This is a genomic window from Runella sp. R0.1_18, assembly GCF_057652155.1.
In genome coordinates this window covers 105,079-118,751 of the sequence record NZ_JBYFCK010000005.1, presented here as the reverse complement: position 1 = coordinate 118,751, position 13,673 = coordinate 105,079, and the positions used below count along the sequence as shown (strand labels likewise).

The window sequence follows — 13,673 nt, the reverse complement described above, 5'->3', positions numbered from 1 at the left end:
CTGCTTTTATACATCAATCAAATGAAAAGACTTCACCGCTGCCGCCTTCTCTATTTATTCCTCATTGGGCTTATTTCAGTCTGGTCTTGCAAGGAAAAGGCAACCCCAACACCTACGCCTACGACGAAAAGCTCCGCCAAATTCATTACCAAATTTACATTCGGGACGCTCACTCCAGTAGTAGAGGCTATCGTAAGTGGTACTACCATTGCGGCCACTGTACCAGCAGGGACGGATATTACTAAGCTTGTGCCTACCGTTACGCTCTCAGATAAAGCTACGGTTTCGCCCGCATCGGGTGCGGTGCAGGATTTTTCAAAAGCCGTGACCTACACCGTCACGGCCGAGGATGGAAGTACGCAGGCATATACGGTGAATGTGACAGTAGCGAAACCCGTCAATAACGGGACAGTTTACATCGGTAGCATGGATGGTAATCTATATGCTGTAGATGCGTTGACTGGAGCAAAAAAATGGCAGTTTGCTACGGGCGATGCTGTTCTTGGAACCCCGACCGTGGTGAATGGCGTGGTATTTTTTGCAAGTTGGGATAAAAAACTCTATGCCCTTGATGCCGAAACTGGGGCAAAAAAATGGGAATCAAATCCCGCAACGGTTGCGCTGTTGCAACCTTTCGCTGCGCCAATGGTGAGTAATGGAATGCTGTACTATGGCGGTGAACATTTTTTATACGCGCTTGATGCTGCCACAGGAGCCAAGAAATGGGAATTTCGCAACGATGAGATATATCCTTGGCAAGCCTCACCTACTGTAGTGAGCGGCATCGTCTATGCCAGCATTCGAGGTAGTTCGGGCGGGAAATCAGGGCTTCATGCGCTGGATGCCGCAACAGGAACGCTGAAATGGCATCAACCTGGTATTGGAATTTCAGAGTCATCACCTGCGATAGCTGACGGAATTTTATATGCAGGTTCGGAATTTAATGGTTTCATGGCTTTTGATGCCCAGACTGGGGCCGTCAAGTGGACATTTGCCAGTGGCTTGATTACGAATTCATCTCCCACTGTTGTCAATGGGACTGTATATGTGGGTGCGAGCGCATTGACCCACACTAACAATGATAAACTATACGCCATAGATGCCAAAACGGGAGTTAAGAAGTGGGAGTTTAATACCCTTGATGGCGGCCCCGATTACTCATCACCTATCGTAGCCAGCGGTATGGTCTATATCGGTGCTGGAAGCACGCTTTACGCCGTTGATGCGGCGTCGGGGGTTAAAAAATGGGAAGCTAAACCTGAAGCCAATAACTTGATTGTTTCTGGGTCAGTTGTTGCAATGGGACTGGTTTACCAAGGGATTGGCAAAAAACTCTATGCCTTTGATGCTGCCACTGGGGTAAAAAAGTGGGAATATGAAACTGGCCGCGCCATTAGCCATTCTTCTCCGTGTGTAGTAAGCAAAGACGGTACGGTGTATCACGCTGGGATTAGCGGGATGGTACAGTAAAGCCAAATAGGCCATTGAAGTGGTCAATATATTCATTTATAAAATTCTTTAACATGAATCATCTCCAAACTATCCGTTGGATTGGGATGCTAGGGGTATTTTTATGCCTATTATTCCATCAAAGTTGTAGAAAAAAAAATGAACCTTCGCCTGCTGAGGCTCCTGCCATAGGGCCTACTACCGTGAGCAATGCCACACATAACAGCGCGACTGTGGCATCGGCTATTAAAAAGATAGGTTTCAACGTAAGTACCAAAAGCCCCATTTCAGAGTATGGGTTTGTGTATGGGCAGGCCGAAAACCCAACTGGAAACAAAATAAAAGCAGGTGCTACTACCGAATCTCCTGTTGATTTCATGGGGCAGCTAACTGGTCTTATCTCTGGCAATAAGTACTTTGTGAGAAGCTACGTGGTGTATATGCTCGACACTCAAGCTGAAACTATCTACGGGGAACAAACTGCCTTTACAACCCAAAACTTGAAAGCGCCAGAGGTATCGACCAACGACGCTATCGACTTAACTGCCAATGCGTTTTCAATAGCAGGTAAGTTGACTGCCCTTGGTACGAGTGATGTTGTCCAGACAGGACATGTGCTATCGACGACCAACCAAACACCTACTCTTGCCGATACTAAAACCGAAACGGGGGGAAGTAACAGTGTTCCGAAAGAATTTAAAAGCACTTTTACCAATCTGCTATCAAATACCACTTACTATGTGCGAGCCTATGCCACCAACGCCACTGGAACGGGCTATAGCGAGGTAAAAATCGTTAAAACCGCTAATGTAGTGGCGCCTACAGTGACAACGGGAAACGTTGCTAATATTACAACATCATCGGCGGATGTGGGTGTGACCCGTAATACGCTCGGAACCACGGCCAATGGACAAGTGGGTGTTTGCTGGAGCAGTACGAATCAGACCCCTACCATTGCCGATACTAAACGTGACAATGGGTCTGCTAACGCACCTGAATTTTTCAGTATAAATCTAACGAATCTTACTCCAAATACCACTTACTATGTACGTGGCTATGCTACTACCGCCGCAGGAACAGGCTATGGTGAAGTGAAGAGTTTTAAAACAAATCTTATTCTTCCCACAGTGGAAACAACTCCCAACCCTAGCTTCAATACTTCTCCCAATTTAGAGAGTGATGAGGCAAGAATAACGCTTCTGGGTACGGTAGTTACTAAAGGAGTGCCCATTCTTGAATATGGGTTTGTAGTACAAAACTCCAAACTGCCGAATCCTACCATCGACAGTTATGTTTTGAAGGTAGTAAGTAACAGTTCAATAAGTAGCAGCAACGGTGCCGTAATAGGGGGGGGAATCAAAAAAGCAGACATCGCAAAACTGGAAGCAACGAATAATTTCAGAGCCTATATCAGGACTGCTGACGGTGTTTATTACGGCAGCAACCAAACCTTTTCTTATACCTATCCACCCGAGTTCAGCAGTTTAAAGTTTGATTGTAATGGCACTTCTTTTTTTGTAACAAAGTATAGCCGTACGCCCCAAATTGTCGAAATAGGAGAAATTGTGGTTTTTAGCAGCAACTATACGCTGGTAACCCCGCTAAAATTACCGGGCAGTACAAGCTATACCGAAAAACAGTATTCCAACATTCCTTCGGGAGATTCAGGGTATTCGCTCTATGTGTACAACACCACTGGAAAACCAATCAGTTTACTGCCCTCAGCCAACGGGAAAGTTTATACAGCTAATTTCAAAATTGAAGCTGGAAATCTGCAAGCGGTTTGCTGGAGTTATCCCTGGAGATTAGTTATTCCTTATGCTAAGATGGCCAATGGTACGGTCTATTATCCTAATCCCCCTTCTATCAAGCCCGTCGAGAAGTGTTTTATCGACTGCACAGTAAAGTAGTTCATTTCTGAAAATCTTATTCTAAAAAACTCGTCGGAGGTTAAACGAATAATACGATGAAAAAAATAACTTCTTTTTTTGTCTCACTTGTATGTGTTTCAATGCTGTTTTTATTAACGGGCTGCCCCAAACCTGCGGACCCCGATTATAAAGCAGCAATTAAAGCTAAATATCAACAATTGGGCTGGATGCCAGATGCTGATAATGGTGGCGAACCAGTTAAAACCGCAAGTGGTAACGGCTGGGTGCAATATTATGGCAACAAAGACCGGGCAATTTATTACATTGACGGAAAGGCATTTGGTTTCTTAAACTATGAAATGAAGAAATATGAAGCCCTCGGTCAAGATAAGTTTACCGCATTGGGTACGCCTACTTCGGATTGGCAGCAATTTTTGACGGGAATTACGGGTAATGAGTTCACTAAAGGAGTTATTGTTTCTACTCCAAAAGGTGTATTTGCCGTTTATGGCTCTATTTACGAAAAATACAAAGCTATCGGTCGTTGGAATAGTCCACTGGGATACCCTATTGGGGACGAAGGTACCATGACTACTCGAAAAGAGGGACGCTTTCAGCATTTTACTAAAACTGGCGCGCTTGGGCAAATTTATTGGAGCCAAACCACAGGTGCTCAGGCATTTTGGGGAAAAGTAGAAACTATGTATGGGAGAGCTGGTGTCGGATATGATGGCAGTTGGTTAGGCTTACCAAAGTCCAGTTGTGATCCAAATAAAGCAGATAATCAACAAACGGTTGATTTTGAGAAAGGAAAGATTATAACTGGACCTACTTGCGGAGCTTACTTAAACCAAGCGAATGAAACGGTGTATCAAAACGGCACCAAAACAGCTAATGTAAATTCTATTCCTTGCTATAATTATTAACCACCAATGAAAATACTGTTTTTTACCTCTTTATTTTTCTTAGTTAGGCTTTTGAGTATCGCCCAAGAAACTACGTGGCGAGACGTACCTGTCAACGAGCTCAATGGCGTAGCTATCAATGATTTACAGGGACGTATGCGCGAAAGCATGGCTTATGCCACCTGCTATGGGTTTGGGGCGGGAGTGCCTACCTTTGAAAATGGCACTCAAAACGGCCAAATCGTCTATGGAACAGTGCTTATCCCCAAAAAATATGTAGAGTTTAAAGATATTCCTCAATCAGAATTGGGAAATGTGGATTTAAACAACTTTCAAGAGCGTGTGCGTCAATCAATGACTTGGGCAGCCAACCACGGCTATTCTGCAGGAATTCCTACTTTTCATCATGCCGACCACGGTAGGGGAATCGTATGCGGAACGATACTCTTTAAACCCGATGCCGTTACATTCCGAGACGTTCAACAAGGTCGCATGGAGATGATTAGTCGCGATGAGGCGGGTACGGCAGGTTGGGTGAGGTCTGTGGTAAGGTATGCTTCTAAAATAGGTCAAGTAGGAGCTTTCCCTACCTTTCACCAAGCTACTTATGGCGATAAGGGGTTGGTTTACGGGGTCATTTTTTTTAAAAAATAAGAAAAATGAAGGCGAGCTCATTCTTTTGACTTCTACTTGTATGAAATATCTTTTAGTGTGTATTTTTTTTTCGATGAGTTATGGAGCAGTGGCTGTCACTCACCAAAACCTCAATACAATAGCTCAAAAAAGAAACGAACTCCACCCTACAGACGAGAGAAAACAACCACGCCCCATTGAGCCCTTAGCTATAGTTGCGTTTGGATGCCTGATTTTTGCGGGGGCTTCATGGTTTGGATTATTGGGAGCTGTGGGACTTTTGTTTGCGTTTGGCAGTTTAATGCTCAGTATTATTAGCCTTGTGCGAATCAAACGCGGAAAGAAGAAAAAGAGGGGAAAAGGGTTGGCCTTGTTGTCATTATTTTTTAGCTTAATTCTGACGGGTTTCGCTCTAATGATTGTGATTGCCTTCATGTCTATATAAATAGTATGAGCTATTATTAAAGAATGAAAAACCTGCCTGAGACGGAATGGGGTAGAGCATTGTATGGTATGTTTTAAAAATGGAATGACCCTAAAATTATTAATCCTAATGAAGAAAGGACTGCTATACCTATTGCCTTTGCTGCTGCTTTGGACGTTGGGCTTATACCCTGTATTAGCCCAAGACCTCAGTCAGTTTTCTACCAAAAATCCTGTGAAAGTATCGGGAAGTGTAAGCGCCCGAAGCTACTACAGCGCAGGGAGCCGAAGTCCGCTGTACCGCGCTAATCCGTTTGGGTATGGGTTGTCGGGAAGTGTCACGGTGACGTTGCTGAATGGTGTCAGTTTTCCGTTTTCGATTAGTTATTCCAATCGTCAAACGAGTTTTGCCCAACCTTTTAATCAATTTGGGATGAGCCCTACCTACAAGGGGTTTACCCTTCACGCTGGCTACCGAAACCTACGTTTTTCAGATTATACCCTCAACGGTTTTACGATGCTAGGTGGAGGCTTAGAAGTGCAAAAAGGACTATTGAGAGTGGGTTTTATGATGGGGCGGCTCAACAAAGCGATTACCTCGGCCGAAAACCGCCCCACTACGTTTCGGCGTATGGGCTATGCGGCAAGGCTGGGCATAGGAAAAGGCCAAAACTACCTTGACCTCATTATAATGCAGGGCTACGACAACGCCAACTCTTTGGTAGATTATGAAAAGTTTGGGTTGAGTCCTGCCAAAAATACTGTAGTCGGAGTGGTGATAAATAAGAGTTTTGGGGCGCGACTGATTTTTAATGCTGATGCAGCCTTCAGTATCTATACGGGTGATGTCAACGCCGCCAAAATAGACCCAACTTTGCTCGAAGCACAAGTATCACCTATTCTCTACAAAACGGTAGATGCCAATATCTCTTCGCGGGGGGTGATGGCCGTTAGTAGTAGCTTAGCGTATAGTGGAAAAGGTTATGGGATTCGGGCAGGTTATCAGCGTATTGATCCAGGTTTTACGACCATGGGAATGTATAATGTGAATAACGATTTGGAAATTATCTCAATCGCTCCGCGTTTTAATCTTTTGAAGAATAAAGTGGTTTTTAATGGCAATTTGCGTCTTCAACGCGACAATCTCTACAGCGATAAGCTACGAAGTACGCGGCGATTTTTGCCTTCTGCTACGCTATCAATCAATCCTTCGGCGATGTTTGGCTTTATGGTCAATGCCAATTACAGCACGCTCAATCAAGCACCGGGTATCAAGCAGACCGTTACACAAGCAGTACAGCTTATGAATCAGGCCAATTATACCCTGATGCTCATGCCAAGGATTACATTTGTAAATGAAGTGTTTAGCCACAATCTGATGCTATCTGTTGGGACTAACCAGCTCATTGATAATAGTACAGATACTACCTTTAAACATAACACCGAATACAGTGGCCTTAATGCTAATTTTAATTATGGCCTTTCGCTGGATAAGCAGTTTTTAAGTGCTGATTTTGGGGTGAGTTATTTTTCCCTTACAAACATTGGCGGTACTACCGATAACTTGGGTATGACAGCTGGGGTAAGCAAAGGTTTCCTGAAAAATAAACTCACTACCAATTTCAGTGCCAACTACAACCTATCTAAAGAGAGCAGTGCCATGAGTTTCTCAGCGTCGGCGCGTATGAAACCTGCAAAACATCATCGGGTAGGACTGACAGCTTACCAAGTGATGAGTCAAGATAAAACCGCTGCGAATCGCAATTTTAATGAATTCAGAGGCACACTCGACTACACTTATACTTTCTGAAAACTATGAAAAAAGTATTTATTTTTTTGATTATCAGTTTGTTAATGGCTGGTATTTGTGTAGCCCAGCAGCAAACGGTGACAGGTACACTCAACATTGTAGGCCCTTATACTAATCTATTTTCTGATTATCTTACGGTCAGTAAAACACAGCTGCGTTTGTCAGGCAAGGCCAATGTCCGCCTCACGGGAGTTTTAAAACACAATAATCAGCCATTACTAACTTTGCCTGTTAACCCTGAATATTATAAAAGCAAAGGTGGCATCTGGAATATAAGTCTTAATGGGGCTAATCAACTTATCACGGAAGCTGACTTAAAACAGTCCTTTTCGCCCGATGTAACCATCAATAACAATACCCAAGAGTTGAGAATAGATGCTCTTGGCCAATACATATTGCCTGAGGGAGACTATGAACTCTGTATTACCATTTATGGTGCCAATGAAGATGGTAGCGCTACCGACAACTCATACCGTTCACTTTCGGTACCTATCTGTTATAGCTTTACTATCTCTAATATTGAAGCACCATTTTTACAACAACCTCAAAACAAAGAACCCATACCCAACGCAAGCGCCAGTTATCAACCTTTACAATTTTCATGGACAAGCACGGCAGGTGTACTACCAAGTCGTATCAAATACAATCTGCAAATAGCCGAACTGATTCCTAACCAAAACGAATACGATGCTTTTCGGTCGGGGCCGTTGTTTGCGGACATTCAAATAGAAAATGGTAGCCCCACCTACTTATACAAGGCAAGTGATCCGAAGTTTGAAGTGGGTAAAAGCTACGCTTGGCGCGTGGTAGTGGCTGAAAAAGAGCCGATTTCTAAGTATTACTCTTTCCAAAATCAAGGACTTAGTGAGGTGTTTACGTTTAATTATGGAGGAGACGGCTCTTCCAGCCCCTTTACTATTTCGGCGGCTTATCCCAAAAACAACCGAGCGATGCCTTTTAGAGGAATGCCTTTGGTCATCCAATATGCTCCCTATAAAGAAAGCTATCAAGGTTTTGATTTTAAGTTAAAAGTATGGGATGAAAAGAATATTGAAATAGGCTCAAATGAAGCTTACAATAACTGGTCTAATTTTTCCTCGCCCGCCAAAGCGCAGGAGTATGCTTTAGGGGGGATACCCGTCGATGATATTCGCGCCACGTTTTTGCCACTGAGTCTGCCTGAGAGTACAGCGGGGGCTGACTTGTTGGCCAAATTTGAAAAACATCGTATCGTAAAATGGGGAGTCAATGCCATTATGACCGATAAGCCTGACAAAAAGTTGAGTGGCAGTTGCAATGCGCAATTTATCGCAGGCATGGACCAGCCAATTTTAAAAACTCCCGCTGCCGATGCTAAAATAAACTACGCAGGAGAATTGACTTTTGAGTTTGAAACGAGCAAACGACCTGCTGATGAAGATTTATTCCCGTTTGACATCACCCAGGCACAAAATGGAGCCATAGGAAAATACAAACTAAGTGTCAATGAAAAATACGTCTTGGAAGTGGCTACTTCAAGAGATTTTAAACCGTCTGATATCCAAGCTTTTGGCGTCGGACAGTTGATTGTCAATTCGGTGGATATCAAAAATGCTACTCAATTAGCAGACTTGACGTATGCTACACTTTCTCAAAAAATAACTATTTCTACTGAAGGTATTTACTATTGGCGTGTAAAATGGCTCACTGACCCTGCTGCCGACGAAAAAAGCGCTCATTACGCTGCCAGCGAAATTCGCACTTTTTGTGTTGGCAAATGCGGCTCACCACCCAATCCTGTGGTAACTATGGCAGAATGCGGCGGTTGTAAATTCCCTGATATTCAAGATAAAATAGAAGTAAAGGACAATCTGGCCGAAAACAAAGTCATTTTTGCGGGTGGTACTAAGGGGTATAAAGTGGCCATTAATAAAATAACCGACGCCAACAGCGGCAAAGGGGAAGGTATTGCCACAATTTTGGGCTTGCCTATGCAGGTGACTTTTGAAGGAGTGAAAGTAAATAAGGCCGGTGCAATGTTTGCGGGCAAAATCATGTCTAAGAAAAACAGCAGTGGCACGCCAAGCCTCATGCCCGATGCCACCCTGCCCAACAAACTGCCCGATTTTGATCAGCTTACTAGTACCAGTGGCTTTGCGCCTAACCTCACAGACCCTACCCAGTTGCAAGCACAAGCCCAACAACTGCAAACTGAAGTCAAAAACCGTTGGTCAAAAATAACCAACTACATCAGTACCAACACGGCTACCCTCAAAAATGCTCCTAATACCATAGGTTGGCAAACGCCCATGGGTTTTAGTCAAAACGTGAGTGGTGTGGACATTACTACTGCCTTTGAGAATTTCCTGATTACGCCCATCAATGCCCAATTTGATGTAATGACAGTAGTGGAAGTAAAAGAAGAAAATATCGTGATTCCGTTTGGTTTCAAAGGGGCGTGTATTGGTATTGAAGGTGCTTGTCAGGAGTATACCTTATATCTTTACAAAGATGTGCCTATCAGTAACTTAACCCTCAAAGGCGGGGCCGACTTGACCAAAGCTACGCACTTGGTTTACAGTACCAAAGACGGATTTAAACAGATTAATATCTATGCTGAATACGAATTTAAAAAAGACATTATTCGACGAAAAGACAATGGCGAAAAAGTAATAGCTACCCTCAAAGCCCAAACTCCCAATGGGTTTTCGGACTGGGTGGCGAAAGTAAGTATGCCAGCATTTAAAGTACATGGCTTAGAAGACTTAGATTTTGAACTTATAGGCGAAGCTACCTACGACCACAGCGATAAAGAAAACCCTGCGGGAATGGACAAAATGCTGTCAGCACTTGAACCCAAACTCCCCGACAACGACAAAGGTGATATCGCATTGTTGAAAGAAAGTATGTGGAAAGGTTTTTACTTCCCCCAACTCAAAGTCACACTTCCTGAGATATTTAAAGCTGACCAGAAAGACCGAGTAAATGTAACTGTTGAGAATTTTGTCATTGATAAACGGGGGGTGTCGGGTAGTTTAGCGGCCGAAAATGCTATTGGCATTGGCGACGGCAATCTGGCGGGTTGGTATTTTTCATTAGATAAATTCAACATTACTTTTTTCAACAATGTATTTATCGAAGCTGCTGCCAATGGAAAAGTGGTGTTGCCTATTTCGGGTGAAGACAAAAGCACCCCGCTCACTTATACCACTACCCTCACCAAAAATAAAGAAGACAGCAAGCTAAAGTATCAGTTTGTAATTAAGCCAGATAAGGACATAAACGCTTCTATCTGGAAAGCCCAAATGAGTTTATTGGCCACCTCCAACATTACTGTAACCACAGGCGATAAATCAGTGAATGAAGGCAAGTTTTTGGCAAAGGCCGACTTGAATGGCGGCCTTACTTTCAATACCCCCGAAGTAGGTGGATTTTTGCCTTCGTATGATTTGAAATTAATGAGCTTTGAGCATTTTAAAATCCAGTCTGTGGCTCCTTATATTGATTTTGGAAATATTCAGTCGGATGCCTATAAAAAAGGTTCTGATATTTACCAAAAGGCCTCCAATTTTATTGGCGCATTGGCGAGTCCGCAACACGAAGTTTCGGGTTTACCGGTGAGCATTGACGAGTTTGTACCTATCATAAAACAAAGGGGAGACGTCACAGTTGCGGGGTTTTATCTACATGGTAGCCTCAATTTATCCAAAGACCTGCCCCTTTCGCCCAGTGCGGGTTTGGGTGTTGCCATTTTGGCAAATGTAAAGTTGGACGGCTTACGCCCTAAATTTAGTTTTGAGGGAATTGAGTTAGAAGATGTTCAGGTAAAAGGACAACTAGGCCCGGTAAGCGTGGACGGTAGTTTGAAGTTTTTTAGAAGCGATAAAACTTTTGGCGACGGTTTCCGTGGTAGCGTATCGGCCACTTTTCCGATGAATATAGCTGTATCGGCCACGGCTCAGTTTGGTGGGGTCAAAAACATAAACTACTGGTACGTGTATGCCAGCGGCAAACTATCCGTTCCCATTCCCATTGGGCCGCCCTTGTTGAACATTACTGGTTTTGGCGGCGGGGCTTACCACAACATGGCTTCCACCTACAAGCCTGACCCTAATAAGTTGCCCGATGCCAACGCTCCTGCCTATACACCAAGTGCAAATAGTAATGGTTGTCTGGCCACAGTTTATCTGTCGTTGGCCGAGGAAAGCCTGTTGAAAGCCCAAACGACCTTTAAAGTTGAATGGGACGGCGACGGCATCAAATCGGTAGGCTTGGACGGTACAGTGGATGTATTTAACAAAGACAATAGTCCTGCTACTCAGGGCGTAGCCCACGGCGAACTGACAGTAAAGTATGACATCAGAGAATCTATTTTTGACTTGACGGGCGGCTTAGACGCTAAATTGGCGGGCGACTTGGTGGTGATAGAAGCTAAAAACTCTTTGCGTATTTACATTGATAAAAATACCCAATTTATGCAAGTGGGCAACCCTAAAGACTATAACCAACGCGTCAAAATGACCGTCTTGCAGTTTATTTCTGGCGGAGCCTATTTTTGGTTGGGCAACGGAGCCATGCCCGACATACCGCTGCCTGTGGGCATAGACCCCACCACGCTGCAACGCATGGGTTACAAAAGTTTCAAGGAATTGGGATTTACGGCGGCTAAAGGAGGGATGATGTTTGGAGCGTATGTTGGATTTCCTGCCCCTCCTCAAACCGAAGAAAAGCTACGATTTTTGATTTTCTACATGAAACTCCATGCGGGTATGGGCTTCGATGTTCAGTTGGCGAAATATACCGAGCCTTGTGGCACCAACGGAGTTCCTGGAATGGATGGCTGGTATGCACTGGGACAATTATATGCCTCGGCGGGATTCACATTTGGTGTTGCGGTAGATGTTTGGTTTTATGAAGGAGATATTGAAGTTGCCAGCGTATCTGCAACAGCTATCATGCAAGGAGGCTTGCCTAATCCGTTTTGGTTCAAAGGAATGCTGAACGGTAGGTATAGTGTACTCGATGGCCTTGTTGAAGGCGACATGAATTTTAAAGTGTCCGTAGGGAATGTTTGTATTCCAAACCCACCTCCAACACACCCATTCTCCATGCCTTTAATCTCAGAAATTTACCCTAAAGGCGGCAAAATAGATATTTTAGACAACCCTTCTGCGGTATTTAATTATCCTGTTGGTAAAGAGATTGTCATTACTTCCAGTATTTTAAAGCCTGGAGGGAATGGAGAAGAAAGAATTACTCGAACCGAGACTTTCAAAATTGATATGGGAATGACAATGTCCCTAATTGGAGGAGACAACGAGGGTGAATGTGCCAACAACCAAGATGATACGGGCGAACTTAGAATATCTAACGATGGACTAAGGGCTATTTATTATCGCAATGCGGCTTTTGTGCCTGATTCCAAATATCAACTTCAGGTCACCACAAAACCACTGACGTTAGAGAATGGCAGTTGGAAAATAATGAAAGACAAAAACGGAAAAGATAGAACCCAAACCGAAGTCGCAGATTTTAATACGGGTTCCTGTCCAACCAAATTACGTAGTGAGACCCTTGCACTTACGTATCCTTTTGAAGGGCAACGGTTTGTATTACAGAAAGAATTTGGGGGTGAGGGTGTCATTGCTTTTAATAAAAAAATGTGTTGCTTCGGAAATGATTGCGGTTCAGAAAAAGCCTACACCCTGGTTATGAAATTTGCTACTGAAGACAACCCTGCAAATGAACTAGAATCAGTGGTTACAAGTACCTATGGAAAAGCTGATCAAGCCCAAACACTCACCTTCAAATTGCCCAATTTACCCAATGAAAAGTTTGTAAGAATGCGGTTGGTAAAAAAACCAAATCAGGACTATTTCAAAGCGATGGATAAACCAAAATATGCTTCTTTATCGCAAAGTACCTCAAATTCATTTGGGAAAAACACAGTAAAAATGGAGGCCTCCATCAAAGAAACAAAACCTGAATATGCCGCCTTTGCTCAATACAACAATTACGTGGGCGCAGGTATGGAAAAAACGGTTCAAACAAATTCAGCTAATAGCGTGAGTATGGCTGTAACGCGTAATGAAAAACAAGAATTGGTAGTTGAGCAGAAAGAAGTCCAAGTCGCTGACGAAAGCTATTTTAGAACCAGTAAGTATAATACGATGAAGGAAAAACTGGCCATGATAGATTCTCAGGCAAAAGGGAAAGAGGGGTATTTTACTGCCTACTTTAAGGCCGCTGAAGGTTTTGATCTATTTGACGTAGGAGGTGAAATGATTTTTTTAAAAGGAGAAGAGAAATACCGACAGCCTTTGTTAACATTTGAATTTGCTTCCGAACGTAGTAGTTGGTATCAAAATGATGTAAATTACTTTTATAAAGCCAACGAAAGATTTCAGTTTTGGGGTGGAAAGGGTGTCGAATTGGATGATGCTAATAAAGCTGTACTTAACGAACGACTACCACAGCTTCAAGTCAGTAAAGTATTCCCATTCTCAAGAAAAGACATTCCCACGTCATTGTTATATTATGATTTAGGACGTCAAAATAATACATTGTTGAAAGCGAGTTCCAAAAAACAAAACATTAAATAAA

The 13,673-nt window shown here is 43.3% G+C and carries 7 protein-coding genes; all 7 read left to right on the top strand.

The annotated features are described in order from the left end of the window. The first annotated feature begins 21 nt into the window (after nucleotides 1-21). The 7 genes from AC23P2_RS10930 to AC23P2_RS10900 all read left to right on the top strand — a co-directional run bounded on the left by AC23P2_RS10930 (nucleotide 22) and on the right by AC23P2_RS10900 (nucleotide 13,672). A complete protein-coding gene (locus tag AC23P2_RS10930) occupies nucleotides 22-1,470 on the top strand; it encodes an outer membrane protein assembly factor BamB family protein (protein ID WP_487773222.1) in 1,449 nt (482 codons plus the stop codon). Between the two features lie 53 nt (nucleotides 1,471-1,523). After that, entirely contained in the window at nucleotides 1,524-3,359 is a 1,836-nt protein-coding gene (locus AC23P2_RS10925) for a hypothetical protein (protein WP_487773221.1), read from the top strand. A 56-nt stretch (nucleotides 3,360-3,415) separates the two neighbouring features. Further along, entirely contained in the window at nucleotides 3,416-4,246 is an 831-nt protein-coding gene (locus AC23P2_RS10920) for an LGFP repeat-containing protein (protein ID WP_487773220.1), read from the top strand. Between the two features lie 6 nt (nucleotides 4,247-4,252). Further along, nucleotides 4,253-4,879, top strand: a complete 627-nt coding sequence (locus AC23P2_RS10915) for a hypothetical protein (protein ID WP_487773219.1) — start codon at nucleotides 4,253-4,255, stop codon at nucleotides 4,877-4,879. Nucleotides 4,880-4,919: 40 nt separating this feature from the next. Continuing rightward, nucleotides 4,920-5,303 carry a hypothetical protein gene (locus AC23P2_RS10910; RefSeq protein WP_487773218.1) on the top strand — a complete coding sequence of 128 codons (384 nt, stop codon included), beginning with the start codon at nucleotides 4,920-4,922 and terminating at the stop codon, nucleotides 5,301-5,303. A gap of 108 nt (nucleotides 5,304-5,411) precedes the next feature. Then, nucleotides 5,412-7,091, top strand: a complete 1,680-nt coding sequence (locus AC23P2_RS10905) for a hypothetical protein (protein WP_487773217.1) — start codon at nucleotides 5,412-5,414, stop codon at nucleotides 7,089-7,091. A 5-nt stretch (nucleotides 7,092-7,096) separates the two neighbouring features. Continuing rightward, entirely contained in the window at nucleotides 7,097-13,672 is a 6,576-nt protein-coding gene (locus AC23P2_RS10900; RefSeq protein ID WP_487773216.1) for a hypothetical protein, read from the top strand. The last annotated feature ends 1 nt before the right edge of the window (nucleotide 13,673 follow it).

Excerpts from the sequence above, each read along its gene's own strand:
- AC23P2_RS10910 (WP_487773218.1), top strand. The coding sequence starts at position 4,920 with ATGAAATATCTTTTAGTGTGTATTTTTTTTTCGATGAGTTATGGAGCA.
- AC23P2_RS10905 (WP_487773217.1), top strand. The coding sequence starts at position 5,412 with ATGAAGAAAGGACTGCTATACCTATTGCCTTTGCTGCTGCTTTGGACG.
- AC23P2_RS10920 (WP_487773220.1), top strand. The coding sequence starts at position 3,416 with ATGAAAAAAATAACTTCTTTTTTTGTCTCACTTGTATGTGTTTCAATG.
- AC23P2_RS10915 (WP_487773219.1), top strand. The coding sequence starts at position 4,253 with ATGAAAATACTGTTTTTTACCTCTTTATTTTTCTTAGTTAGGCTTTTG.
- AC23P2_RS10900 (WP_487773216.1), top strand. The coding sequence starts at position 7,097 with ATGAAAAAAGTATTTATTTTTTTGATTATCAGTTTGTTAATGGCTGGT.
- AC23P2_RS10930 (WP_487773222.1), top strand. The coding sequence starts at position 22 with ATGAAAAGACTTCACCGCTGCCGCCTTCTCTATTTATTCCTCATTGGG.
- AC23P2_RS10925 (WP_487773221.1), top strand. The coding sequence starts at position 1,524 with ATGAATCATCTCCAAACTATCCGTTGGATTGGGATGCTAGGGGTATTT.